Origin of the sequence: Pelagibacterium lentulum (genome assembly GCF_003992625.1) — a bacterium.
Taxonomy (GTDB): domain Bacteria; phylum Pseudomonadota; class Alphaproteobacteria; order Rhizobiales; family Devosiaceae; genus Pelagibacterium; species Pelagibacterium lentulum.
On sequence record NZ_RZMW01000048.1, the window covers coordinates 102,773 to 128,060 of the forward strand.

Annotated in this window: 21 protein-coding genes; 12 read left to right on the forward strand and 9 right to left on the reverse strand. The window is 57.2% G+C overall.

Annotation, left to right across the window (positions count from 1 at the left end):
- Nucleotides 1-119 precede the first annotated feature (119 nt).
- From cysS to EO133_RS19025, 10 genes are all read left to right on the forward strand, one after another.
- Nucleotides 120-1,526, forward strand: a complete 1,407-nt coding sequence (gene cysS / locus EO133_RS18980) for a cysteine--tRNA ligase (protein WP_127074220.1) — start codon at nucleotides 120-122, stop codon at nucleotides 1,524-1,526.
- On the forward strand, nucleotides 1,508-2,251 hold the full coding sequence (locus EO133_RS20715; RefSeq protein WP_127074221.1) for an endonuclease domain-containing protein: 744 nt from the start codon (nucleotides 1,508-1,510) through the stop codon (nucleotides 2,249-2,251). The genes cysS and EO133_RS20715 overlap by 19 nt, the downstream gene beginning before the upstream one ends.
- The gene (locus EO133_RS18990; protein ID WP_127074222.1) at nucleotides 2,244-2,741 is read left to right on the forward strand and encodes a GFA family protein; all 498 of its coding nucleotides are present in this window, start codon (nucleotides 2,244-2,246) and stop codon (nucleotides 2,739-2,741) included. The genes EO133_RS20715 and EO133_RS18990 overlap by 8 nt, the downstream gene beginning before the upstream one ends.
- Nucleotides 2,722-3,222, forward strand: a complete 501-nt coding sequence (locus tag EO133_RS18995) for a GFA family protein (RefSeq protein WP_127074223.1) — start codon at nucleotides 2,722-2,724, stop codon at nucleotides 3,220-3,222. The genes EO133_RS18990 and EO133_RS18995 overlap by 20 nt, the downstream gene beginning before the upstream one ends.
- Nucleotides 3,223-3,224: 2 nt before the next feature.
- Complete coding sequence (locus EO133_RS19000; RefSeq protein ID WP_127074406.1) at nucleotides 3,225-3,596, forward strand: VOC family protein; 372 nt, start codon at nucleotides 3,225-3,227, stop codon at nucleotides 3,594-3,596.
- A 29-nt stretch (nucleotides 3,597-3,625) separates the two neighbouring features.
- Nucleotides 3,626-5,221 (forward strand): citramalate synthase, encoded by a 1,596-nt coding sequence (gene cimA / locus EO133_RS19005; protein WP_127074224.1) that lies wholly within the window; start codon nucleotides 3,626-3,628, stop codon nucleotides 5,219-5,221.
- A 62-nt stretch (nucleotides 5,222-5,283) separates the two neighbouring features.
- Complete coding sequence (locus EO133_RS20655; RefSeq protein ID WP_244640741.1) at nucleotides 5,284-7,257, forward strand: LysM peptidoglycan-binding domain-containing protein; 1,974 nt, start codon at nucleotides 5,284-5,286, stop codon at nucleotides 7,255-7,257.
- A 96-nt stretch (nucleotides 7,258-7,353) separates the two neighbouring features.
- Nucleotides 7,354-7,680 carry an ArsR/SmtB family transcription factor gene (locus tag EO133_RS19015; RefSeq protein WP_244640743.1) on the forward strand — a complete coding sequence of 109 codons (327 nt, stop codon included), beginning with the start codon at nucleotides 7,354-7,356 and terminating at the stop codon, nucleotides 7,678-7,680.
- Between the two features lie 56 nt (nucleotides 7,681-7,736).
- Entirely contained in the window at nucleotides 7,737-9,632 is a 1,896-nt protein-coding gene (locus tag EO133_RS19020) for an ABCB family ABC transporter ATP-binding protein/permease (protein WP_127074226.1), read from the forward strand.
- 47 nt (nucleotides 9,633-9,679) lie between these two features.
- Nucleotides 9,680-10,096 (forward strand): GFA family protein, encoded by a 417-nt coding sequence (locus EO133_RS19025; RefSeq protein ID WP_127074227.1) that lies wholly within the window; start codon nucleotides 9,680-9,682, stop codon nucleotides 10,094-10,096.
- 208 nt (nucleotides 10,097-10,304) lie between these two features.
- Here EO133_RS19025 and EO133_RS19030 read toward each other — a convergent pair whose 3' ends face one another.
- Nucleotides 10,305-10,760, reverse strand: a complete 456-nt coding sequence (locus EO133_RS19030) for an Lrp/AsnC family transcriptional regulator (protein ID WP_127074228.1) — start codon at nucleotides 10,758-10,760, stop codon at nucleotides 10,305-10,307.
- A 156-nt stretch (nucleotides 10,761-10,916) separates the two neighbouring features.
- Between EO133_RS19030 and EO133_RS19035 the strand changes: the two genes are divergently transcribed.
- Nucleotides 10,917-11,549, forward strand: a complete 633-nt coding sequence (locus tag EO133_RS19035) for a LysE family translocator (protein WP_127074229.1) — start codon at nucleotides 10,917-10,919, stop codon at nucleotides 11,547-11,549.
- A 327-nt stretch (nucleotides 11,550-11,876) separates the two neighbouring features.
- On the opposite strand, the gene EO133_RS19040 is transcribed toward EO133_RS19035, so the two are convergent.
- The 6 genes from EO133_RS19040 to EO133_RS20365 form a co-directional block, all read right to left on the reverse strand.
- Nucleotides 11,877-15,242, reverse strand: coding sequence for an efflux RND transporter permease subunit (locus EO133_RS19040; protein ID WP_127074230.1), 3,366 nt, complete (start codon nucleotides 15,240-15,242; stop codon nucleotides 11,877-11,879).
- A 2-nt stretch (nucleotides 15,243-15,244) separates the two neighbouring features.
- On the reverse strand, nucleotides 15,245-16,432 hold the full coding sequence (locus EO133_RS19045; protein ID WP_127074231.1) for an efflux RND transporter periplasmic adaptor subunit: 1,188 nt from the start codon (nucleotides 16,430-16,432) through the stop codon (nucleotides 15,245-15,247).
- Between the two features lie 125 nt (nucleotides 16,433-16,557).
- Entirely contained in the window at nucleotides 16,558-17,124 is a 567-nt protein-coding gene (locus tag EO133_RS19050) for a PadR family transcriptional regulator (protein WP_127074232.1), read from the reverse strand.
- 209 nt (nucleotides 17,125-17,333) lie between these two features.
- Entirely contained in the window at nucleotides 17,334-18,197 is an 864-nt protein-coding gene (nadC, locus tag EO133_RS19055) for a carboxylating nicotinate-nucleotide diphosphorylase (protein WP_164735115.1), read from the reverse strand.
- 11 nt (nucleotides 18,198-18,208) lie between these two features.
- Entirely contained in the window at nucleotides 18,209-19,360 is a 1,152-nt protein-coding gene (locus EO133_RS19060) for an alpha-hydroxy acid oxidase (RefSeq protein ID WP_127074234.1), read from the reverse strand.
- 93 nt (nucleotides 19,361-19,453) lie between these two features.
- A complete protein-coding gene (locus EO133_RS20365) occupies nucleotides 19,454-19,600 on the reverse strand; it encodes a hypothetical protein (protein ID WP_164735103.1) in 147 nt (48 codons plus the stop codon).
- Nucleotides 19,601-19,785: 185 nt separating this feature from the next.
- Between EO133_RS20365 and EO133_RS19065 the strand changes: the two genes are divergently transcribed.
- Entirely contained in the window at nucleotides 19,786-21,930 is a 2,145-nt protein-coding gene (locus EO133_RS19065; RefSeq protein ID WP_127074235.1) for an EAL domain-containing protein, read from the forward strand.
- On the opposite strand, the gene EO133_RS19070 is transcribed toward EO133_RS19065, so the two are convergent.
- Together EO133_RS19070 and EO133_RS19075 are read right to left on the reverse strand one after the other, a co-directional pair.
- The gene (locus tag EO133_RS19070) at nucleotides 21,927-23,189 is read right to left on the reverse strand and encodes an NAD(P)/FAD-dependent oxidoreductase (protein ID WP_127074236.1); all 1,263 of its coding nucleotides are present in this window, start codon (nucleotides 23,187-23,189) and stop codon (nucleotides 21,927-21,929) included. The two genes, EO133_RS19065 and EO133_RS19070, sit on opposite strands and share 4 nt — an antisense overlap.
- Nucleotides 23,190-23,359: 170 nt before the next feature.
- A complete protein-coding gene (locus tag EO133_RS19075; protein WP_127074237.1) occupies nucleotides 23,360-25,219 on the reverse strand; it encodes an extracellular solute-binding protein in 1,860 nt (619 codons plus the stop codon).
- Nucleotides 25,220-25,288 lie beyond the last annotated feature (69 nt).

The following is a 25,288-nucleotide window of genomic DNA, read 5'->3' on the forward strand; positions in this document are numbered from 1 at the left end:
CGGCTGCATCATTATCCGCTAACCATTGTTGGCGGCGCGGTTTTCCTTTTCCCTTCTCAAAGAACGAGTGGACCCGCTGCCAGCGTGAGCCTTATCTCTTTCGTCAGGGAACACCTTAGATGCCGGCAGACGCGCCAAAGCTGAAACTTTACAATACGCTGACGCGGAAAAAGGAGGCTTTCGAGCCTCTCGATCCCAACACTGTGCGCATGTATGTCTGTGGGCCGACTGTCTATGACTTCGCCCATATCGGCAACGCGCGCCCGGTGATCGTGTTCGATGTGCTCTATCGGCTGCTGCGGCACCTTTATGGGGCGGAAAGGGTTATCTATGCGCGCAACATCACGGATGTGGACGACAAGATAAACGCACGCGCGGTGCGCGATTTCCCGGACCTGCCGCTCAACGAGGCGATCGCAAAGGTCACGGAAACGACCGCCAGCCAGTTCCACAAGGATGTGGCCGCACTCGGTTGCCTCGAACCCACCTATGAGCCGCGCGCGACCGCCCATATCGACGGTATGATCGCAATGATCGAAACGCTGATTGCCAAGGGCCATGCCTATGCGGCGGGTGGGGAGGTGTTGTTTCGCGTATCCTCGATGGCTGAATATGGACAGCTTTCGGGCCGCAATCTTGAGGACAACATCGCGGGCGCGCGTGTGGCGGTGGAAAGTCACAAGGAGAACCCGGCCGATTTCGTGCTCTGGAAGCAATCGAGCGAGAATGAGCCGGGCTGGGATAGCCCCTGGGGCCGCGGGCGTCCGGGTTGGCATATCGAATGCTCGGCCATGAGCAAGGCGCTTCTGGGTGAGACGTTCGATATTCACGGCGGTGGGCTGGATCTCATTTTCCCGCATCACGAGAACGAAATCGCGCAAAGCTGCTGCGCCAACGACACCTCGCAGATGGCCCGCTACTGGATGCATAACGGCTACTTGCAGGTCGAAGGCAAGAAGATGAGCAAGTCGGAGGGCAATTTCGTCACCATCCACGATTTGCTGGAGACAGAAAAGTTTGGCGGTCGGAAATGGCCGGGCGAAGTGCTGCGGCTGGCCATGCTGATGACGCACTACCGAGAGCCGATTGATTTCTCCGTGGCGCGGTTGGAGGAGGCAGAAAACCGTCTTGCCGGATGGCAGCGGGCCGCAGATGGATCCAAAGCTGTGGAGCCGGACGCATCTGCGCTGACGGAATTGTCCGACGACATTAATTTCAGCCGTTCGGCTAGCGTAATCGACGCAATGGCGCGAAAGGCGAATCGTGGAGAGAGCGGCGCCGCCCATTGCCTGGCCGCAACATTGACATTCCTTGGGCTGCCTCTTGATAGCCTGATCACGTCTGATGCCGTTGATACATGGAGCGTTGACGACCAGATCCAAGCAAGGCTTGGGGCACTTGCGGCAAAGGACTTCTCATTTGCTGATGGAATAAGGAACAAGCTGGCCGAACAGGGCATCCAGTTGATGGATTACAAGGACCCGGAAACCGGTGAGCGCCGCACCAAATGGGAGGTCAAGCGGTGAGCGAACATAAGCCATCGCTAAGTGGCGGGGCGGAGGGCGTTACCCCCTCACCCCCGACCCCTCTCCCTCAAGGGGAGAGGGGGGCTAAAGAGCCTCAGACTCGGCATCAGGAACCGCCATCGGCAATCGCTGGGCAGGGAGGGGCTAAAGAGTCGCAAGCTCAGCGAACGGCAGTGCCGCCAACAATTGCTGGAAAAAGTAAGGCGAAGGGTACACTGGTCGAACCTCGATCGGCAGCGTTGACATCTGCACCAGCGTTGCGGAGCCCCGGAAACCCTTCTCCCCTTGAGGGAGAAGGTGGATCGGGCCGACGGCCCGAGACGGATGAGGGGTCAAGGGCGCCAACACCCAAGGCGGGCGCGAACTGGCGCCACGAAAATCCCAAGCGCAATCGCGGGTTTGCAAAGGCAATGCGGCGCAATCCGACCGAGGCGGAGCGCAAGATGTGGCTATTGCTCAAGGATCGCCGGTTTGACGGATACAAGTTTCGCAGGCAGGTGCCGATCGGGCGCTATATTGCCGATTTCGTTTGTCATTCGGCGCGGTTGGTCGTTGAACTTGACGGCTCCCAGCATCACGGTGCGGATACAGATCGGATGCGGGACGATTGGTTCGAGGCGAAAGGCTTTGCCACTTTGCGCATATGGAACAACGATTTGAGCGAAAGTCCGGAATCGGTTTCTGACGCCGTGTGGGCGAAATTACAGGAGAAACAGCATGGCTGATATGCTGACGGGAGGCTGCCAGTGTGGTGCAGTGCGCTTTGCCACCAAACTGGTGGGGCGCGGGTCGATCTGCCATTGCCGTATGTGCCAGAAAGCCTATGGCGGCTTTTTCGGTCCGCTGGTGACAACCCATGACGGGCACTGGACGCGCGGCGAACCGAAATGGTTCCAGTCGTCCAATGCCGCCCGGCGCGCTTTTTGCGGTGAATGCGGCACACCGCTGGCCTATGAAACCAAATTCGGATTGGAATTGTCTATCGGTGCTTTCGACGAACCCGAAAAGGTCGCGCCCGAAATTCAGGTGAACCTGAGCGACCGACTGAGTTTCTTCGGTGAACTGACGGCCCTGCCGGTGCGCGAAACCACCGACGAGTGGAAGGATTTCATGGCCGGCATTCATTCCAACCAGCACCCGGACCATGACACCGAGGATTGGCCGGTGGCATCAAACCTTGAGGGGCGTGAGGACGATGGAACGGCTCGATATTGAAGTTTCCGGCGGCTGCCAATGCGGCGCGGTGCGCTATCACACAACCCAGATGCTCGATAATTCCCATCTGTGCCACTGCCGCATGTGCCAGAAGGCGGTTGGCAACATCTTTGTGGCCCTCGTGGCAGCGCCTGACGAAAAGCTGATCTGGACGCGCGGCAAGCCTGCGATCTGGAAAAGCTCAGAGCATGTGGAACGCGGATTTTGTGCCAATTGCGGCACCCCGCTTTTCTATCACGACCTCAATAATGGCAGGACCAACCTGACCATCGGGTCGCTCGATGACCCGCATGCGTTTCCGCCGGGTGCCAATACCTGCACGGAAAACATGGTGCGATGGTTTGACACCATAACGGCAATCGAAAACAGCGGCCCGACCGAAAGCAATGGCGAATCCTGGGCGGAGGCCATCGCGGCCAGCAACCGCCAGCACCCCGATCACGACACTGATACCTGGCCACCAGAGGAGGACAAACCATGAGCATTATCGATCATATGGGGATCTCAGTTACGGATATGGATCGCGCGCGGGCCTTTTATGTAAGGGCCTTGGCACCGCTGGGCATCAATGAGTTGATGGCCTTTGACACAGAGAACGGCACTTTCGCCGGTTACGGGATTTCAAAACCCGACTTCTGGGTGAGCAAGGGTGCGGCAGTGGACAAGATTCATGTGGCTTTTGCCGCCGACAGCCGCGCCAAGGTGGATGCCTTTTATGAGGCGGCGTTGGCCGCTGGCGGCATGGATAATGGAGCGCCGGGGCCGCGCCCGATTTACCACGAAAACTATTACGGCGCCTTCGTGCTGGACCCTGACGGGCACAATATCGAAGCAGTGTGTCACGGCCCGGCCTGATCGAGATTTTCAAGAACCAAAGCAGAAAAATGACAAAAGAACGCCTTTATCTTTTCGATACCACCCTGCGTGATGGCGCCCAGACAACGGGCGTCGAATTTTCGCTTGAGGACAAGTTGGCAATTGCCAAACTGCTCGACGGGATCGGTATCGATTATATCGAAGGCGGCTATCCTGGCGCCAACGTCATCGACACCGAGTTCTTTGCCAAGGAGCGGACGAGAAACGCCAAATTTGTCGCGTTCGGGATGACCAAGCGGGCAGGGCGGTCGGTCGACAACGATCCCGGCCTGCAGGACCTGCTGCAATCGAAGGCGAGCGCGATCTGCTATGTCTCGAAGGCATGGGACCATCAGGTAAAGCTAGCGCTGGGCATTTCGACAAAGGAGAACCTTGACAGCCTACGCCAAAGCGTCGAAGCGGCAATCGCCTCAGGCCGGGAAGCCTATGTCGATTGCGAGCACTTCTTCGATGGCTACAAAGCCAATCGCAGCTATGCGCTCGACTGCGTAAAGACGGCGATGGATGCCGGTGCGCGCTGGGTCGTGCTGTGCGATACCAATGGCGGCACGCTGCCCGCCGAGGTCGAGGAGATCGTTGCCGATGTGCTGAGTGTCGCGCCGGGCGACAAGTTAGGCATCCATGCCCATGACGATACAGGGCAGGCGGTGGCCAACTCGCTGGCCGCGGTAAAAGCAGGTGTGCGACAGATTCAGGGCACGCTCAACGGGCTGGGCGAGCGCTGCGGCAATGCCAATCTCGTGACATTGATCCCGACGCTGGTGCTCAAGGACAGCCTTGCCGAGCGCTTTGAAACCGGCGTTTCGCCCGAGCAGTTGCAGAGCCTCACTCATGTCTCGCGCGCGTTCGATGAAATTCTCAACCGCGCGCCCAACCGACAGGCCCCCTATGTAGGGGCCTCCGCCTTCGCGACCAAGGCGGGCATCCACGCTTCGGCAATTGCCAAGGACCCCTCGACCTATGAACATGTGGCGCCCGAAAGCGTGGGCAATGAGCGCGCGATCATGGTCAGCCAGCAGGCAGGGAAATCCAACCTTCTGACAACGCTCAAGCGCTTCGGCATCGTCATGGAAAAGGACGACCCCAAGCTCAACATGCTGCTGCGGCACGTCAAGGAACGCGAGGCACGCGGCTACTCCTACGACGGGGCAGAAGCTTCGTTTGTCTTGTTGGCCCATAAGCTGCTGGGAACGCTGCCGGAATTTTTCAAGGTAACGTCCTACCGTGCCGCGGTCGAACGCCGGTTCAACGCAAAGGGGGAACTGGTTACTGTCTCCGAAGCGGTGGTGAAGATCGATGTGGACGGGGCCGAATACATGTCGGTGGCGGAAGGCAACGGCCCGGTCAACGCACTTGACGTTGCGTTGCGCAAGGACCTGGGCAAGTATTCACAAGTCATTGACGATCTTGAGCTTGTGGACTTCAAGGTGCGTATCCTGGACGGCGGCACGGGCGCGGTCACCCGTGTGCTGATCGAGAGCCGGGACGATACGGGTGATCGTTGGTTTACCGTTGGCGTCTCCCCGAACATTATTGATGCTTCGTTCGAAGCGCTTTATGAGTCATTCACCTATAAGTTGATGAAGACAAAGACTCGCTTATAGTTCATGACAGTGTAAAAGCACTGCAATTGTAACATCGAGTCGATGCGGCGGCCCGAACATCTATGGAGGCTAAGCTGGCCGGTCCTTTCTCTCCTCTGGTTCTTGTCGTCGGCGCTGCCGTCATTACCGGTACGGCTGTCGTTGGTATTGTCGCAGGTCCGGGGCTTGTCGCCTGTTCGCAGACCGATGATTTCAGCCAGTGCATCAATGAGACGTTCTTTGGGGCCCAGCCTGCGGTTGCGGTCGCCGATCAGGAGGCTGTCGAGCCTGCCGTGACCGAGGCGAGCGAGGATGCTGCGGAGGACGAGATCGCTGAGGCCGTTGACGATGTGGCCGAGCAAGAGGTTGTGGAAGCGGTAGCGCTCGTGGCGCCTCAATTCGATGTGGTGCGGGTTGAGCCCGATGGGTCGGCGGTGATTGCAGGGGTCGCTACGCCCTCCGGTGCCGTACAGATTTTTGCCAATGAAGATGAAATCGGCAGCGAAGAAACTTCGAGCGCTGGCGAGTGGGCATTTGTGACCGACACTCCGCTGCCCGGTGGCGGGGTGGAACTGCGCGTTTATGACACGCTGAGCGAGCAGTATTCCGGAACCTCGGTGGTGGTGATCGTTCACGAAGACCGGCAATCCGAGCCGCTGGTCGTGGCTTCCGAACCCGGCGCAGCCAGCGAAATTCTGCAGGGGCTTTCGGCCGGTATTGTGGACAGCGCAAGTGTTGCCGAAGCCGAGACTGCCGTAGAAGAAGATCCTGTTGCCGAGATCGCTGAACTCGAGGCTGCAGCGGAACAGCCGGCGCTTGAAGTGGCTCAGGTGCCTTCTGAAGCTGCTCAGGATGAACCGGTCGCGCCAGCCGATACTGAAGCAGAAGTGCCTGTCGTCGAAGCTCTGGCCGAAGCAGTGAGCGAAACTCCGGACGTGCCAGTTGCGGCGGCTCAGGACGAGCCTGTGACCGAAACGCCCGATGCCACGGAACCGGAACTACCCGCTGCAACGGCTGACGAGGATATTGTGGTTGCAGAGACTTCCACTCCGGCACAACCCGAGATTGAAGCATCTACAACACCGGAGCCTGCGGAGGCTGAATTGGCCGTCGCGCCGGTTGAGCCGGATGCCGCCGCCGAGCCTGTAGTGGAGCAAAATGATGTTGCTGCGGCAATTGTAGAGCATGACGCCGGTGCTGCGGCAGAGCCTGCTGCGCCTGCCGATGAGTCACAGGTAGCCGAAGTCGTTATCACGCCACCTTCAATCGATGCTGTGGAGATCGATGGGGACCGGAACTTCTTTGCGGGATCTGGCACTGAGGGTTACGCGGTCAGGCTTTATGTGGACAATCGCGTTGTTGCTACGACAACCGTGACCGATGGCCGTTGGCTGGTTGAGGCGATAAATGTGCTGACCGAACGGAACCAGCGCGTGCGCGTCGATATGCTCGATGACGATGGCGTTGTCGCCGGGCGTGCAGAAGTCAATTTCGTGCTCGATCTGCCCGTCATGGCCGACGAAACCGACGCGCCGATTGTGGTGGCCGAAGATAGTCAGGCGCCGTCCACACCGGAACCTGTTACAGAACCCGAGCCTGCTGTTGAAGCCGAACCTACGCCTGCGGCCGAACCGGTCAGCGACGAAGCATCGGAGCCTGAGGCGGCTGCCCAGGCCGACCCGGTCCAGGTGCAAGAGTCGATGACGGAAACTCCGGTTGTGGAGGAACCTGTCGAGGTTGTGGCCGATGAGCAGATCGAAGCGGCGACTGAGACGCCTGCCGTTGAAGAGCCCGCCGCGATTGTCGAGCCGCAAGAGGCCGAAGTGCCAACCATGGTGGGCGTGACCGATGGCGAACGCACGATGTCGGGGCGTGTCATCATTCGGCGAGGCGACAACCTCTGGACGATTGCGCGGCGTGTCTATGGTGAAGGCATTCGCTACACCCAGATCTATGACGCCAATGTCGCTCAGATCCGCGATCCGAACCTGATCTATCCAGGGCAAGTGTTCGATCTGCCCGAAACCGATATGGTGATCGGCGAGGACGGCGAATAAGGAAATGGGGGCTGTGGCCCCCTTTTTCTTTTCCTCATATGACTTGCACGGTGCCATTTAATCTTTTATCGTTATATAACGATGAAAGAGGCTGAGATGGAAAAGGATGATCTCGCAGGAATGATGCGCGCATTGGGGCACCCGGTGCGCTTGGAAATTCTTGCGATTCTGGCAAAAAGTGCAAATAACTGCTGTTGCAACGACGTGACCGATTGCCTGTCTCTGGCGCAAAGCACCGTATCCCAGCATCTCAAGGTGTTACTTGATGCCGGTGTGATCGAGCGCGAGGCCAAGGGAACGCGCAACAATTACCGGGTGCGGACCGACCGCCTGACGGCGTTCAACAGCGCATTTTCCGGCTATGTACATGATCTTGATGCCCAGACATCATCCTGCGACCGGACGCTTGAAGCCGCTGGCTGACCAGTCGGCGGACCGCCCTTCCTCACTGCACGCACGGGCAAAAGAAAGACAATCCCATGACGGAGGATCGCAAGGCATCGGTAAGCGCCGATGACAGCGCAATTTTTTCCACCATCCGCAGTCTTTGGCGCTATATCTGGCCCGCTGACCGGTCCGATCTGAGGCTTCGCGTCATACAGGCCGGTGGCGCGTTGCTTTTGGCCAAGGCGGCTTCAACGCTTGTGCCCTTCGCCTATAAGGGCATTGTCGATGCATTCGATGCGACCGGCCCTGACCAGATGGTGATCCTTGGCCTTGCAATCCCGATCGTGCTGGTCCTCGCTTACGGTATCGGTCAGATCGTCGACAATGGCTTTCAGCAATTGCGGGACATTCTTTTTGCCTCGGTTGGCCAGCACGCCGTGCGCCAGTTGGCTCATCGCACGTTCAGCCACATGCACGCGCTTTCCTTGCGCTTTCACCTGGCGCGGCGCACTGGCGGGCTGAGCCGGGTTATCGAGCGCGGCACCAAGGGCATTGAAACGATTGTCCGTTTCACCATCCTCACCACGGCACCAACGCTTGTCGAGTTCGTGGTCGTGGGCGTGGTCTTTGTCTGGATGTTCGGTTGGTCCTATCTCGCCGTGCTGGCAGCCACCATTGCGCTGTATGTCTATTTCACCATCAAGGCATCGAACTGGCGCATCAGTATCCGGCGGGCGATGAACGAGAGCGATACGGACGCCAACTCCAAAGCCATCGACAGCCTTCTCAATTTTGAAACGGTCAAGTATTTCGGCAACGAAGGCCTCGAACTGCGCCGGTTTGACGGGGCCATGGCCGGCTACGAGCGATCAGCGGTTAGCATCTGGACGTCGCTGGGCGTGCTCAATTTCGGGCAGGGCGTGATCTTCTGGAGCGGCATGGTCGTGCTCATGCTGATGTCTGCCTTTGGCGTAATGAACGGCAACCTGAGCGTGGGCGATTTTGTTCTGCTCAATGCCTTCATGATGCAGATACAGCGTCCTCTCAACCAGATCGGCTTCGTCTATCGCGAAATCCGGCAAGGGCTGGCCGATATCGAAGCGATGTTCGCGCTGCTCGATCAGGACCCTGAAATCGAGGATCGGCCTGATGCCGCTCCATTGGCCATCACAGGGCCGGTTTTGCGCTTTGAAGATGTGCGGTTTCATTACGATTCTAATCGCCCCATCCTCAAGGGTGTCAGTTTCGAGGTGCCTGCCGGCAAGACAATTGCGGTCGTCGGACCATCGGGAGCAGGCAAGTCGACAATCTCGCGCCTAATCTACCGGTTTTACGACACCATCGAGGGAAAGATCACTATCGATGGCCAGGATTTGCGCGACGTGACGCAAAAGTCCCTGCGCGCAGCCATCGGCATGGTGCCGCAGGATACGGTGTTGTTTAACGACACCATCGCCTACAACATTCGGTACGGTCGGCCCGACGCGACGGACGAGGATGTGCGGGCAGCCGCGCAAATGGCGCAGATCGGCGACTTCATCGAAAGCCTGCCGCAAGGCTACGATACACAGGTCGGGGAACGAGGGCTGAAACTGTCCGGTGGTGAGAAGCAGCGTGTCGCAATTGCCCGCACGATCCTGAAGGCTCCGCCGATCCTCATTCTCGATGAAGCCACTTCGGCGCTCGATACGCAAACCGAACAAGAAATCCAGACCGCGCTCGATACGGTTTCCAAGGGCCGCACAACGCTGGTGATTGCCCACAGGCTTTCAACAGTGGTCAACGCCGATGAGATTATTGTCTTGCGAGACGGACAGATCGCCGAACGTGGCCGTCATGGCGACCTGATCGCGCTTGACGGGCTTTATGCCCAAATGTGGAACCGCCAGCGCGAAGCTGCCGAAGCCAGCGAACGGCTTGCGGCCGCACAGAACGACCCGGAAGGCTTTCTGACCCGCAAGCGCGACCGGGAGAATGACACCACATAGAGCCAGGCACCAAGCCAGGGAGATGCCTTGGTGTGGAGGAGGATAGCATGAAGGTCGACGGATCGTGTCACTGCGGTGCCATCACTTTTGAGGCGGATATTAATCCAGATGAAGTCCGTGTTTGCCATTGCACAGATTGCCAGCAGCTTTCGGGCACTGCTTTTCGGGTCACGGCCCCCTGCCAGGAAAGCCTGTTCCTTCTCCTCACAGGTGAGCCGAAAATCTACGTCAAGGTCGCCGAGAGCGGGAGAAAACGACAGCAGGCATTCTGCGCTGATTGCGGCTCTCCGATTTACGCGACTTCTGATGAACCTCCGGGTTCACGGCGCTTCGGCCTCCGGTTAGGAACTTTGGCTCAAAGGCGCGAATTGACGCCAAAAAGACAATTCTGGTATCGGTCCGTGCTTCCTTGGTTGCCGTCGTTTCCTTGGATTGCAGAGAATGGAACTGTCTTCAAACAATAGGCCCTGTTGTTTCAGGGCTAAAAAGGGGTGGGCAGGAGACGGTCAGCTTTAGTACCATGATGTTGTTAAGCGGACGGTATTTGCGCTGCGGTTTTAAGTATAGGGCAGATTTTGATCTTCTGCGGATACTCGTCTGAGTTGGGTGCCACAAGTTTCGCTGAATACGCTTACATCGTTCAGATGGGGCAAGAAACCGCTTTGCAACTTTCTAGCCGAGAAGGGCCTTGCCCAACCCTTTCACGGGTTCGGACCGCAAGACGAGCGACGTGGTGACTGCTCCGAAACGCGCGATCGTGTCGACAATGGACTCAAGCTGTTCGGGCGTTGGGACCAATACCTTTAGTAGAAAACAGTCCTCGCCCGTCATGCGATGCACCTCTATTACATGCGGCATATCGGCAAAGGCACGCAGCGCTGGTTGGATTTGCTCATGTATGGTCTTGACCCTGATGATCGCCATCATGCCGAGCCCGAGGGCAGCCGCATCCAGCCGCGCACCATAGCCTGATATGGCCCCTCGCTCCTCCAGACGTTTGACCCTCTCCGACGTTGCTGGTTGCGACAGGCCGATGCGTCGGCCAACTTCCGATAAAGGCATGCGGGCATTTTCCTGCAATGCCTCGAGGATAGAAATATCAAGGCGATCTAGTTCATTTCTCATCATGATCTGTCCGAAGTTCCGTTAAATTATCGGAAAAATAGCATCCGTTCCGATGAATTGCTATTCCATGTTCATTCCACTGCGGTGAAGCTCACGAGCTTGGATCGTCAGGGAACCCTCGCCGGTCCACTATAATCATCAACACCGGAGAGACAGCTTATGGATATCACCACGGCGCTTGTTAGTTTTTCGATCGCGGCGGCATTGTTGACGATCACGCCCGGGCTCGACACGGCGCTGGTGTTGCGCACGTCCGCAGTCGAAGGTCCACGCCGGGCGATGCTGGCAGGTGCCGGGGTAGTCACGGGTGTCCTTGCATGGGGGGTGATCGCGGCACTAGGACTAGGAGCGGTGCTGGCGATTTCTGAGATCGCATTTCGTACCCTCCAGCTTGCAGGGGCGGCTTACTTGATCTGGCTGGGCGTGGGCATGCTGCGCGCTGCAATCCGGCCCAAGCCGCAGGGCGCTGCAACCGTAAACGCGCCAAAGACACCGAACTGGTTTCTGCGCGGAGTAATGACCAACCTGCTCAACCCAAAGGTCGGCGTGTTCTATATGAGCTTGCTGCCGCAGTTCCTGCCCACTGCGGTTCCGGTCGTACCTTTCAGCGTTCTTCTTGCGGGTATTCATGCCGCGATGGGGTTGGTTTTTTTTGCGACGATTACGGCTGCTACAGCGCCTTTCCATATGGCACTGACCAGAACGCGACTGCCCCGAATTCTCGACGGCGCTACCGGCGGTGTATTGATCTTCTTCGCCCTGCGTCTGCTGACCGACAGGCGAGCAGCATGAGGATACTGCAATCTTCCTTGCGGCCGCTTTCGGGTGGCTGTGGGTAGGATTGTTACGGCAAATATTGCGTCAGATTTCGGCCCTTGCATGCCGGTACCAAGCGTCCGTTTTTTACAACTGCAACCGTATGCCTTTGAGCCATTGTTTGGCGCGCTTTCGAGCCGAATAAACGGTGCACGCTTATTGTGGAAGCGCGCAATAAAAAAGCCCCGCTCGGGCGGGAGCGGGGCTTTAGTTGGGCTCTTTGGAGGTTAGGGCACGCATCGATCAAGACGCGTACCCAGGGCTTTCTGTTGCGCGTCCAAGTCGAACAGACGCGCGTGACGGTTATTCGGCCGCCTGACGCGAGACGACAGTGACGCCGTTTTTCTCGGTTTCCACCAGGCCAGTCGTATCCACATCGTTGGCGATGAGACGGGCAGCTTCGCGCTGATCGGGTGTCATCTCGTCGGGGAATTCGACCTCGACGCCATCAGCAGTTACCGCCGTCTTGGGCCGGATGAATAGACCCATGATGAACGACCAGGCCGCAGCGACGAACCGGCCTATGCCGATGATCTGAGCCTTCCAGATCGAGGGTGCAGCCAGCAGTACCGGAATCAACACCAGCGTCAGGATGGCCGAGAAGGTCAGGCCGAAGATCACTGCACTGGTGAGGTGCAGCCACCAGGCGCCCGACAATCCGTTGATTTCGACAACGCGATTGAAGAAGTCCAGGTTCAGCCCGATGGCCATCGGGATAAGGCCCATCACCGTTGTAATGGTGGTGAGCATGATTGGGCGCAGACGCTGGCTCGCAGTCATGAGCGTGGCTGCAACAGTCTCGACACCATCGGAGCGGAATCGGTTGAACGTATCGATCAGAATGATCGCGTTGTTCACAACGATACCCGCCAGCGAAATGATGCCGATGCCGGTCATAATGGCCGAGAAGGACTGGCCGGTGATCAGCATCCCGAGAACGACGCCTGCGGTTGCAAGAACGACGGTCGAGAGCGTGAGAAACACCTGATAGAAACTGTTGAACTGCGTCAGCAGGATCAGGAACATCAGGAACAAAACGCCGATACCGGCCTGCGCCATGAATGCATTGGTTTCCTGTGTCTGTTCGTCGGCGCCACCAAAGTGGAACTGAACCCCATTCGCCCATTCCTGCCCATCAATCCATGCCCGCAGTTCGGCAACCTTGTCTGCTGCCATGACAGGGCGACCGGTAGCCGGGTCCTCGCCAGTCACGTTGGCAAGCACATTCATCGCATACATGCCGTTATAGCGGGTGATCGACGCAACTTTCGGAGCCGGTTCGCGCTTGATGAAGTTTGAGACCGGGACCAGCCCATTCTGCGTAATAATGCGCATGGAATCCAACGCATCGAAAGTCCTCTGTTCTTCAGGCAGACGCACGACGATGTCGACGGTTTCATTGACGTCATCGGGCCGATAATTGCCTAGAGTGACCCCCGACGTGACAAGCTGGACGTAAGGCGAAAGCTCGCGAACACTGACGCCGAAACGGGCGGCCTGTTCCCGGTCGATGGTGACTTTCCAATCGATGCCGGGCAAGGGACGGCCATCTTCGACATCGACGGTGTTGCCAAGCTCGTTTTCGATATAGTCGCGCAAGCGGATAACGGTGGGCAAAAGGTCAGCATATTGCTGGGCTTCAACCCGCATATTGATGTCCTTGCCGGCCGGTGGCCCACCTTCCAACTCGATAAGCTGGATATGAACGCCGGAAATATCGGCAACCCGCTCACGGATGTCGGCAAAGATCTCGCCAGCAGGACGCCGATCCTTCCAAGGGTCGAACTCAAGCTGGAAATTGCCGATCGTATCGTTGGGCACACTGCCCAGGGCGCCGGTCGAGCCGAAATTCATGATCATCTCGGCGATGCCTTCGACAGGAAGAATTGCCTGCTCAACCTCGATCAGGATGTCGCGAACTTCTACTGGCGAATAATTGCCGCGCCCGGTTACGGCCACGGTTGCATATTCGGCTTCGGACTCGGGAAAGGCGACCACACCGGTTGGATTGTTGGCATAGGTTATGAAAATCCCGGCGACGCCGCCAAAGATGACGACGAGCACAATGATAGGATGCCTTATGCACGTGGCAAGAAAGCGAACATAGCCACCCGTGAAGCCGCGGACCTTTTTCGGGTCGAAGTCGACTGCAGCATTACCGGCAACCGCCTGGGCATTTGCCTTTTCCGCTTCGCTGACTTTGCGCCGTGCGACCAACCCCCCGACGACCGGGATGAACACCATGGCTGTCAGAAGTGAGGCCGACAGGGTGACGATGACCATGATCGGGAAGTAGCTCATGAACTTGCCGATAATGCCTGGCCATAGAAGCAAGGGCAGAAACGCGGCAATGGTCGTGGCCATAGAGGCAATGATCGGCGCAAACATCAAGCGTGCTGCCCGGATGAAGGCTTCTTTTCGTTCCATACCTTCGGAAATCTTCCGGTCGGCATATTCCACCATCACCACGGCGCTATCGACCAGCATACCCACGGTAAGAACCAGGCCGAACATGATCATCATGTTGACCGTCAAACCAAGCATCTGAAGGATGAAGAAGCTGGTCATGAACGACACAGGAATCGAAAGGCCGATCAGAATAGCGGGGCGGAAACCAAGCATCGCCACAGCAACGATCATCACAAGAACGATGGCGGTCATCACCGAGTTTTCAAGACCGGTCAGCATTTCTTCAGCCGAAACCGCCTGATCGATCATGAAGCTGGTGTGGATGGCCTCCGGCCAATCAGCAGTCACGCGCTCGGTCACTTCGCGAACAAGCTGGGAATTCTCAATGATGTTGGTACCGGTGCGCTTGGTGACGCCCAAAATCAGTGCAGGGTCGCCGTTAACGCGTGTGAAGGTTGTCGCGTCCTCATAAGTGCGCGTGATTGTTGCCACATCACTAAAGGTGATGACCGTGCCATTAACGGTTTTGAGTGGCAGGGTGTAAACATCCTGCGCCGTTTGGATCAGGCCGGGAACCTCAAGGTTAAAGCGACCGCGACCGGTGTCCAGAGCTCCGGCGGGCACGACAAGGTTGTTGCGCGCCAGCGCGTCGAACAGCTCGTTTGTAGTCAGGTTATACGATTCCAGCCGCAGCAGATCGACATTGACCGACAAGATCTCATCGCGGCCACCGGAAAGCTCTACCTCGCGTACTGTGCGAATGCCCTCAAGCTCGTCCTTTAGCTGCTCGGCATAGCTGAGCAGCGTGCGCTCGGGCACCTCGCCGAAAACGGAAACTGAGATCGTGGGGAAACCCGAAATATCGATTTCGTGGATCGTCGGCTCGTCCGCATCCGATGGCAGCTTCGGTTTTGCCTTATCAACCCCGTCGCGTACCTCGCTCAAGGCTTCGGACGGGTCGAAATTGATGTCGAACTCAAGAAAGATCGATGCGTGACCGGTCGTGGAAGTCGAGCTGATATTGACCAGGCCGTCAATGTCGCGCAACTCCGTTTCGAGAGGACGTGCCAGAAGTTGCTCGGCATCGGTGGGCGATACGCCTGTCATCGAAACCGAGACATAGTAATAAGGCACGTCAACGTTGGGCTGACTTTCCTTGGGCAGATTGATGTAAGCGGAGATGCCCGAGATGAGCAGCACCACCATGATCGTAAGGACAGTACGGGGACGCCTTAAGACGGATTCAAGAAAATTCAGCATTCCTAAGCCTCATCGCCACGGCTGACTCTGACAGTTTGCCCCGACTGAACATATTCCTGTCCAAGCGTGATAACTTCGGCGGTATCGGGCAGCCCGGTGAGCCAGACCCCGTCCCGTGTGTCGCGCAGAATTTCGATAGGATGGAACGCGACGATATTGCCCTCTTCGACAGTACGGATCCCGAGCACGCCGTCACTGTCGAGGGTGAGAGCCGATTGCGGCAGCAAATGTGCCTGCTCGCTGCCGACCTGGATAAAGGCCTCGGCGGTGATGCCGTCACGGATGGCGCTGTCAGCATTGGGAATTTCGATCTCGATGCCAAAGGTGCGCGATGCCTGGTTTGCGGTCGCAGAAACGAACCGTACTCGCCCTACAGCTTCTTGGCCTGTCACCGTCGTAATCATGGCGTCTTCACCGACATCGAGTAAGCCAACGCGAGCTTCTGCCACTTCGCCGATAAAGACCATGGGATCGAGTTGCACAATAGTTGCACATTCAGAACCGGCGCTGAGCAAGGAGCCAACCGTTACCAGCGGGTCCTCAATGATCCCGGAAACTTCCGCATGAATCTCTGTGCGCTCGAATTCAGTGAGGGCTTCATCGTAATTGGCCTGGGCTGAAAGCAGAGCAACCTCGAACTGGCGAGCCGTATTGGCCGGAGCCACACCGCGTTCACGCAGGGCCCGATTGTTTTCCAGATCGGCGCGAGCCTGTTCAAGAGCGGCCTCAGCGGTTGAAAGTTGCGCCTGCCGCGTACCCTGATTGAGCGTACACAGCAGATCGCCTTCATTCACGAACTCGCCTTTGGTCACATGAACTTGCCGCACGATACCGCTTGTTTCTGCGCGGGCCGCCACAACCGCATTAGCCTGCGTCCGGCCGCGCAAAGATATAATCAGAGGCATGTCTTCGGCATTTGATGTGACAACTCGGACGTTCATAACCGGTTCCGGCTCGGTCTGAGCCAATGCCACGGCTTCAGAGGTCTGTTCTTCTTCGTCTGAAGAAATGATGCCAACCGCTTCAAGGAAGCCGCGCAGTGGTCCACCGTCACCATCGACGACATCGATCATGGGGCGTTCACCTTGGCCCGGTCCACGCCCGCCTTCAACCAGCGTACCCGTAATCATCCAAGTGGCAATGCCCAGAACGATCAGAAATGCAATTCCGTATGACTTCAAAAAACGCATGGAAAGCGTCCCCAATATGCAGCAGAACTCCCTTGTTCGCTGCCAAAAATCCCATGCACACAGACATGCGCCCTGCTAGTGTGCTACTTATGTAATACACCAAATGCCGGTGTATCACAAGAGAGTTATTGCGCCGCGTCCGCCATAGGCTCATCGTCCTTTGCAAGTGCAAGTAACTCGCCCATATGGGCATTAAGTTGCTGACGTGCAACTTCAAGACAATCGATTCCGTAGCGCACCACCCATGCGTCATTGGCATGGGTGGGGCTATCGCCTTTGGTGACGTCTGATTCCATCTGCTTGAGATCGGCAATTTCCTTGTCCAGTTCCGCCAAACGCTCATCGAGACGCTTGCGAACGAGGTCGCGCGGCAACAAATGCGCAAAGCGTGCAAACATCAGAAACGGGCTGCGAAAGACATCGGGGCCGAACGGCTCGCAAAGCGCAGCGACAAACGCTTCGCGTCCAGCATCGGTAATCGTATAGATTTTTTTGGACGGCTTACCGGATTGATGCTCCACGCGGCTTGCAACCAGGCCGTCTTCTTCCAGTCGCGAAAGGGCAGGGTAAATCGAGCCGAAGCTCGCCTCGACAAAATATGAGCACTCACCCTCGGTGCACATTTTGCGAATCTCATAGCCGCTTGCCTCCCGCGTATGCAGGATGGAAAGACAAAGGGTGCGTACGTTCATTGCTCTTCCTGCCAATCATATGTTGGTCAAGCATATGCCGGTCGTATATATGATTGGCCGGCACATCGCAATAGTAACGTTGCTTATAGGGTTCTAGATCAAGTTTGACTATAGACATTCATCGGAAATGGTGGCGAAGCGGCTGCCGCCTGAGATCGCGCTTAACCGGACGTTACACTCTGTCGGCAGAGAGTCGGAAAAGAGACCGATCAACCCGATATGTCGATGTCAAGCCCGAGATCGAGCGGAGAGGCTGCCATGGTAATGCGGCTGGTGGAAATATAGTCCACCCCCGTCCGCGCGATCGAAGCGACGCGCTCCAGCGTAACATTGCCCGACGCTTCGAGTTTCGCCCGTCCTTCGGTAATGGCCACTGCCTGAACGAGCGTGGGATTGTCCATATTGTCGAGCAGGACGGCATCGGCGCCGGCGTCAAGGGCCTCGCGCAACTGCTCGAGCGTATCCACTTCAACCTCTATCGCGACCAGATGACCTGCAAAGGCCTGCGCTGCCTTGATCGCGGCAGCAACGCTGCCAGCGACAGCAATGTGGTTGTCTTTGATAAGAATGGCATCGGATAGCCCGAAACGATGGTTGTGCCCGCCACCGCACCGCACCGCATACTTTTCCAGTGCGCGCAGACCGGGCGTGGTCTTGCGCGTGCAGCAAATATGAGCGCCGGAACCGGCAACGGCATCGACAAAGGCGCGGGTAAGCGTTGCGATGCCACTCAAATGGGTCATGAAGTTAAGCGCAACACGCTCGGACGACAGAATCGCCCTTGCATTGCCCGACACGCGCAACAGTGCCTTGCCCGGCTCAATGGCGTCGCCATCGGCAGCGAGCGTTTCCACGTTGAGTGCGGCGCCCGATTGTGCAAAGGCCTCGCGCGCCAGATCGAAGCCGCAGACGATGCCTGCCTGCCTTGATTTGATCATCGCTTGGGCTGTCGCCTGCTGGTTGATTGTCGCCTGAGACGTTAGATCTCCGGCCTGTCCGAGATCCTCCGACAGAGCTGAAGCAACGGCCTGTTGCACCAGATGCGGAGGGAGCGCGGGCGGATAGGCACGGATTACGGACATGATCAGAATGTTCCAGGGACGAGATTGTGTTTGCCGACATTGTTGATGTCGCGCTCGCCACACAGGGCCATGGTGATGTCGAGTTCCTTGCGGATGATGTCCAGCGCGCGCGTAACACCCTTTTGCCCACCGGCCCCCAGGCCATAAAGCCACGGACGTCCGATATAAACGCCCTTGGCACCCAGGCACAGGGCGCGCATGACATCCTGTCCCGAGCGGATGCCGCCATCCATATGCACTTCTATCCGGTCGCCAACCGCATCGACGATTGCGGGGAGCGCAGCAATCGAGGAGGGAGCGCCATCCAACTGGCGGCCACCGTGATTGGAAACGATGATCGCGTCGGCGCCGGTCGCGAGGGCCATGCGCGCGTCCTCAGCATCCATAATGCCCTTGAGGATGATTTTCCCGCCCCAACGCTCCTTGATCCAGGCGATATCGGCCCAATTGAGTTGAGGGTCGAACTGCTCGGCTGTCCAGGAGGAAAGGGACGACAGATCGCCAACATTCTGGGCGTGCCCAACAATGTTGCGGAACGTGTGGCGCTTGGTGCCCAGCATGGACAGACACCATTGCGGGCGCGTCGCAAGCTGGAACATTGTGTTGAGATTGATTTTCGGCGGGGCGGACAAACCGTTGCGCAGATCCTTGTGCCGCTGGCCCAGAATCTGCAGATCAAGTGTGACGACAAGCGCCGAGCAATTGGCTGCCTTTGCGCGATCGATAAGGTTGGCGATGAAATCGCGATCCTTCATCATGTAGAGCTGAAACCAGAAGGGCTTGCCACCGATGGCCTCGGAAACGTCTTCGATCGAGCATATGCTCATGGTTGAGAGCGTAAAGGGGATGCCCGCTGCAATGGCGGCTTTCGCGCCAAGCATTTCCCCATCGGGATGTTGCATGCCCGATAGTCCCGTCGGCGCAATGGCTACCGGCATCGAAACATCCTCGCCGACCATCCTTGTGGCAAGTGACCGGTTGGTCATGTCCACGGCCACGCGCTGACGGAAAAGGATTTTGGAAAAATCGGCTTCGTTGGCGTTGTAGGTGCCTTCGGTCCAGGAACCGGAATCGGCATAATCGAAGAACATGCGTGGCACGCGGCGCCTCGCACGTTCCTTCAAATCATCGATTGTCAGCGCTGGACCTGGCATGCTCCCGCTCTCCCCTGCAGAATCTACTCTGCACTCAATAGCGGGAGGCGGGAGAAGAAAAAAGTACGTTTATGCCGCAGCTTGCAAGAAGGATCAGTTGCCTTCGACCGAAAGACCTTCCTCGTTGATCTCGATCTGGATCCCACTGGGCTGGGATTCCTGCTGGTATGCGTAAATTGCAAACCCGATAACCACGACAATCAAGGCACCCAAAAGCAAATACAATGTATTGCGGCTCATTAAACTCTCCAAAGTAAAAATAAAAAAGCAGCTCCTAGAAACGCCTTCAGACGCTGTTGGTTCCGTCTGCATTTTTACCTTGCGTTAGTGCTGGCACCGAAAATCGGGAAATTGCGCCATTTCATTCACCCTTGCTTTAGGCGTTCGCACCGAAACTCCGCGCGCATGAGGGAGGACGCTGGAAAATGAGTCGAGTGGGGACGTCGACGATTTCTGACAATTTATCGGACAAGGACGTTGTAGCTGCAGCTTTGGAATCCATGCCGTATGGCTTTGCAATCTGGAGTTCCGATCTCCGGTTGAAAATTTTCAACCGGAAATACGCTGCCAATTTCGGTCTGGATGTTTCGGACCTGACGGTCGGCATGAGCGTGAGAAATCTATGCACGCTGATTATAGAAGCGGGCAACTATTTCGGATTGAAGCCATCCGATCTGCTGCGCAAGTTGAAGCATCGCACAACATCGAGCGCCAAAGGAAACGCGAAGTACTACGAGCAGGTTCTGCGCGACCGGAATATTCGTTCAAGCTATGAGTATCGGCCAGGGCTCGGCTGGCTCATAACCCATGAAGATGTTACTGACGCGACGGATCATATTGTCGCTCTCGAGAAACGTGAAAGGGAACTGCAAAGGCAAGCCATGCGGTTTGAAACCGCAGTCAACAACATGGCACACGGGCTGTGCATGATCGATGCAGACCACAAGCTGGTGATCTGCAACGAAAATTATGCCGCACTTTACGAACTGCCCGAGCATCTGCAACAGCGCGGCACGCTTTTGTCCGACATTCTCGACTATCGATTTGAAAACGGTATGCGGCCCAACGCCGGGCCGATGGCCTTCCTGCGGCGGCGCGTACAGACGATTGCCGACCGCAAGCGTGCTATCGATATCTGCGAGTTTGAAAACGGCAAGATCATCTCGGTGATCCATCAACCTATGCCGGATGGGGGCTGGGTGGAAACGCACCAGGACATAACCGAGCAGCGTCGATCCGAAGCGCGTATCCATCATCTTGCGCGGCATGACGCTTTGACGGACCTGCCCAACCGAACGCTTTTCAATGAAGAAATGGCGATGGCGGAATCGCGCGTCAAACGCGGGGAAATGATGGCCGTGCTCTGCTTTGACCTTGACCATTTCAAGATCATCAACGATACGCTCGGCCACGGCGTCGGAGACGAAGTGCTGCGACAGGTGGCCAAGCGCATTAACACGACCAAGCGCGATCACGAAACCGCAGCACGATTAGGGGGCGACGAGTTTGCCTTGCTGGCAGGGCCGATCAAAGGTCCAACCGATGTCGCAGCGCTCGCCGAGCGCATCATTCGCGCCGTCAGCGAACCGCTGGAAATCGATGGGCATCGCGTGATGATCGGCACTTCCATCGGCATTGCCATTGCGCCCCATGACGGCCAGACCGGCAACGAACTGATGAAAAACGCCGATCTGGCGCTCTATCGTGCCAAGGGCGACGGGCGCGGCAATTTCCGGTTCTTCGAGAAGGGCATGGACGACATCATGCAGCATCGCCGCATGATCGAAAGCGGGTTGAAGCTCGGGTTGACGCGTGGTGAGTTTTCGCTGGTCTTCCAGCCGCTCATGGATCTGGACAAGAATCGCATTTCCTGCATGGAAGCCTTGCTGCGCTGGGAACATTCCGAAATGGGCGTGATTTCGCCTGGCGAGTTCATTCCCATTGCCGAGGAAATCGGCTTTATCGTGCCGCTGGGCGAGTGGGTTTTGACCGAAGCCTGCCGCGTCGCTGCAGGCTGGCCCGAAGACATCAGCGTTGCCGTCAATCTCTCACCAGTTCAATTCAAGAGTCAGAGGTTGCTTGAAACGGTACAGCGGGTGCTGCGGGAAACCGGACTGCCAGCCAGCCGGCTGGAACTGGAAATCACTGAATCCGTCATGATTTCCGATTCCGAACAGACCGTGGAAGTTCTTCATGCCCTGCGTTCGCTGGGTGTGCGGATTTCGATGGACGATTTCGGCACCGGTTATTCCTCGCTTTCCTATCTGCGTTCTTTCCCCTTCGACAAGATCAAGATCGATCGCTCGTTTATCGAGGATGTCGGGGCGCAGGACGCCAATATGGAAATCATCAAGGCAGTTATTGCGTTGGGCCGCAGCCTGGGCATGGCAACGACGGCTGAGGGCGTCGAAACCGAGGCACAACTGGATGCTGTGCGCGCTCATGGCTGTAACGAAATCCAGGGCTTCCTGTTCTCCCGGCCTCTGGTGGAGAAAGATGCCCTGGAAATGATACAGGCCATGGCAGCCCCAAAGCTGCTTAACGCTCCGCTACGGCAGAAGGCCGGTTAATTCCGGATCGAATTGCCGGTAAACCGTTCCATCGAGAAGGGCTTGATGTCTATGACCGGCTGCTCGCCGGTCATGGCTTCCGCCAGCACCCGGCCGGTTGCGGGCCCAAGGGTAAAGCCATGATGGGCATGTCCGATGGCCACCCACAGCCCCTTGTGCTTCGTTGCCGGTCCGATGATCGGCATCATGTCCGGCGTACAGGGGCGGGCCCCTTTCCAGGGGCTAGGGTCGAGCTGTTTGTCGAGCGGGAAAAGATCGCGCGCCTTGCGCTCAGCCTTGCCAAGCTGGATAGGGGTGGGCGCTGAATCGCGCAGCGCAAATTCCGCGCCGGTGGTCAGGCGGATACCTTTCTGCATAGGCGCCAGCAGATAGCCCACTTCCGCGTCGAGCAGCCAGTTGTTGAGCACTGCATTGCCTTGTGTGCTGTAGTGCATGTGATAGCCACGCTTGACGAAAAGCGGCAGCCGGTAGCCAAGAGGCTCCAGAAATTCCGGTGCCCACGGACCAAGTGTCACGACAGCTTCTCTTGCCGTGACGGTCTGATCCTTGAGGACAAGTGACCATTCATCTTTCCCTGAGTCCAGACGCTGGGCCTCGCCTGTGACGATCTTGCCGCCCATGGATTTGAAAAGCTCGGCATAAGCCGCAACCAGTGCGCCGGGATTCTTGACGGTCCATGGATCTGTCCAGTGTACGGCACCGGCCATCTTGATTTTCAGGTGCGGTTCCAGGCTTGCCAACTGGCTCGGCTCCACAACGCGGTGGTTGATGCCGTAAAGCTCGAAATCCATGCGCGCGTTTTCCAGCGCTTCGCCCAGAGCCTTGTCGGTGCGATAGGCAAGGAGCCAACCCTTCTTCACAATCAGGTCTTCAACCCCTGCGGCGGCAATGAAGTCGGCATGCTCATCGATGGAGCGGGCAATCAGCGGGGCATAGCTTTTGACGATGCGCTTGTAATGATTGGGCGCGGATTCCCACCAATAACGCGCCAGCGCTGGCGCGAATCTGGGCAGGGCCAGCGGATCGTAGCGCGCGGCAGTGCTCAAGTGCATACCGACCTGAACCAGCGTCGCAAGATCGCGGGGGAACGCATGCGGCCTCACGCCTTCACGCTGGATAATCCCGGCATTGCCAAAGGACGTCTCTTTACCGGGGTCGGCCCTGTCCACCAAAACCACAGAGCGGCCGCGCCGCAAGAGATGAATGGCCGTCGATACGCCAACGATGCCGGCACCGAGAACGAGAACATCTTGGGTCATAACACGCCCGCAAACCTATAAAGCGCTGCCTTGAATCATATTGTGATATGCGAAGGCCAATCTATTGAAACATCTATGTTTTCTCCTAGACAGCGGGAGGGAGCCGAGCTGTCGAGCAAGAAAAACGCAAAGGGCCGCACATGCCGGGGGCATGTGCGGCTCCGAACAGCTTAGCGCGAAGCGCCGCCAGTTGCAGCAGCCTTTTCTTCATCCCACCACCAAATGTCGGGAAAACCGATGGCGTAATAGGGAAGCGGATCGGGATGGCTGAAGCGGTCCCAGCGGGCAATGCGTGCATAGGAGATGACGTAGCTTGGCACGATGAAATGCTGGGCGAGCAGAACGCGGTCGAGAGCCATCGAGGCTGCCTCAAGCGTTTCCCTGTCTTCAGCAAAAATTATGCGATCGATAAGCGCATCCACTCCCGGATTGGAAATCCCGGCATAATTGCGCGAACCGTCCGCATTGACCGATGAGGTTCCCCAGTAGTCGCGTTGCTCATTGCCCGGCGACATGGATTGCGCCCAACCGGTATACACAACGTCGTAATCGAAGCTGCGCACGCGATTTGTGAATTGCGGAGAATCGACGCTACGCACAGTTACGTTGGCGCCGATCGTATTGAGGTTTTCGGCGAGATGCATAGCGACCGGCTCGATTGTCGGGCCATTGAGTAGAATTTCAAAGCCGAACTGTTCCCCATTTTCGTTGACCAGTCGTGTACCGTCCAGTGTGTAACCGGCTTCCGCAAAAAGGCGCAGCGCCTCGCGAAGATTCTCGCGGCGCGCCTCTTCAGTGCCGCCTATGGGGTTTGTATAGCGCCGGGTGAAGACTTCTTCAGGAACACTGTCGCGGACGTCTTCGAGAATTTCGAGTTCGCGTCCTTCCGGCAAACCATCGTGGCGCAAATCCGATCCAAAAAAGAAGGAGTCTATACGCTCGTACTGATCGAAAAATATGGTGCGGTTCAATTCCTCGAAATCGAACGCATAATTGAGCGCTTCGCGAACCCGCGGATGTTGAAATTTCTCGTCGCGCATATTCATCACGAATCCGACCATTACGCCGGAGCTGCGATATGGCTCGTCAAATTCTTCGCGGATAATGCGGCCCTCGTTGACGGCCGGGAAATCATAGGCTGTTGCCCAGCGGCGCGCCTGATTCTCGCTCCACCAGTCGAAGGTATCGGCTTTGAAGGCCTCGAAGGCGACAGTCAGATCACGGAAATACTCAACGCGATAGGTGTCAAAGTTATTGGTGCCGATATTGACCGGCTCATCGATGCCCCAATAGTCCTCGACACGGGCATAAGTCACCGAGCGACCGGCAACAAAGCTGTCGAGCCGATAAGGGCCGGATCCCAGGGGTGGCTCAAGGGTTGAGCGGCGGATGTCGCGCTGTTGCCCTTCGGCGTTTTCGCCTTCCCACCAGTGCTTGGGCAACACCAGCATCTGCCCCATGATATGGGGTAGTTCGCGATTGCCGGTCTCATCGAAAGAGAATGTGATTTCCTGTTCCCCGGTGATCTCTACATCGGTCACATTGGCATAATAGCTCTGATAGAATGGAGAGATTTCAAGCAGCATCTCAAATGACCAGAGCACATCATCTACTGTGACGGGTTCGCCATCATGCCAGCGCGCATTGGGGTTCATGCGATAAGTCACGGACGAATAGTCATCAGGATAGGCCATCGCCTCAGCGAGCAACCCGTATTGGGTGTAAAGCTCATCGAGGGAACTGGTCATCAGCGTTTCGTAAACAAGACCAAGCCCGGAAGCTGCTTGCCCCTCCGGCAGAACCGGATTGAACGAGTCGAACGTGGTCTGCAGAGAATTCAAGCGCACCGTACCGCCCTTGGGCGCATCGGGGTTCACGTAGTCGAAATGAGCAAAGCCTTCGGGGTATTTCACCTCGTCGGTCAGCGAGGTGGCATGTCGCCATTGCATCTCGTCCTGCGCGGACGCCGGCAGTGAAATTGCGATCATGCTGGCGATGGCCAAACCCATGGCGAGTCGAAGTGCCTGCATTATGAACATCCTCTCTTGGACGGCGTTCCCGTTTGTTTCGATCTTATCCTAGCATTTGAAAATGTGGAG

Coding starts and splice junctions, on each gene's coding strand:
- cysS (WP_127074220.1), top strand. CDS start 120: ATGCCGGCAGACGCGCCAAAGCTGAAACTTTACAATACGCTGACGCGG.
- EO133_RS20715 (WP_127074221.1), top strand. CDS start 1,508: ATGGGAGGTCAAGCGGTGAGCGAACATAAGCCATCGCTAAGTGGCGGG.
- EO133_RS18990 (WP_127074222.1), top strand. CDS start 2,244: ATGGCTGATATGCTGACGGGAGGCTGCCAGTGTGGTGCAGTGCGCTTT.
- EO133_RS18995 (WP_127074223.1), top strand. CDS start 2,722: ATGGAACGGCTCGATATTGAAGTTTCCGGCGGCTGCCAATGCGGCGCG.
- cimA (WP_127074224.1), top strand. CDS start 3,626: ATGACAAAAGAACGCCTTTATCTTTTCGATACCACCCTGCGTGATGGC.
- EO133_RS20655 (WP_244640741.1), top strand. CDS start 5,284: ATGGAGGCTAAGCTGGCCGGTCCTTTCTCTCCTCTGGTTCTTGTCGTC.
- EO133_RS19015 (WP_244640743.1), top strand. CDS start 7,354: ATGGAAAAGGATGATCTCGCAGGAATGATGCGCGCATTGGGGCACCCG.
- EO133_RS19020 (WP_127074226.1), top strand. CDS start 7,737: ATGACGGAGGATCGCAAGGCATCGGTAAGCGCCGATGACAGCGCAATT.
- EO133_RS19025 (WP_127074227.1), top strand. CDS start 9,680: ATGAAGGTCGACGGATCGTGTCACTGCGGTGCCATCACTTTTGAGGCG.
- EO133_RS19030 (WP_127074228.1), bottom strand. CDS start 10,760: ATGATGAGAAATGAACTAGATCGCCTTGATATTTCTATCCTCGAGGCA.
- EO133_RS19035 (WP_127074229.1), top strand. CDS start 10,917: ATGGATATCACCACGGCGCTTGTTAGTTTTTCGATCGCGGCGGCATTG.
- EO133_RS19040 (WP_127074230.1), bottom strand. CDS start 15,242: ATGCTGAATTTTCTTGAATCCGTCTTAAGGCGTCCCCGTACTGTCCTT.
- EO133_RS19045 (WP_127074231.1), bottom strand. CDS start 16,432: ATGCGTTTTTTGAAGTCATACGGAATTGCATTTCTGATCGTTCTGGGC.
- EO133_RS19050 (WP_127074232.1), bottom strand. CDS start 17,124: ATGAACGTACGCACCCTTTGTCTTTCCATCCTGCATACGCGGGAGGCA.
- EO133_RS19060 (WP_127074234.1), bottom strand. CDS start 19,360: ATGCCAGGTCCAGCGCTGACAATCGATGATTTGAAGGAACGTGCGAGG.
- EO133_RS20365 (WP_164735103.1), bottom strand. CDS start 19,600: ATGAGCCGCAATACATTGTATTTGCTTTTGGGTGCCTTGATTGTCGTG.
- EO133_RS19065 (WP_127074235.1), top strand. CDS start 19,786: ATGAGTCGAGTGGGGACGTCGACGATTTCTGACAATTTATCGGACAAG.
- EO133_RS19070 (WP_127074236.1), bottom strand. CDS start 23,189: ATGACCCAAGATGTTCTCGTTCTCGGTGCCGGCATCGTTGGCGTATCG.
- EO133_RS19075 (WP_127074237.1), bottom strand. CDS start 25,219: ATGCAGGCACTTCGACTCGCCATGGGTTTGGCCATCGCCAGCATGATC.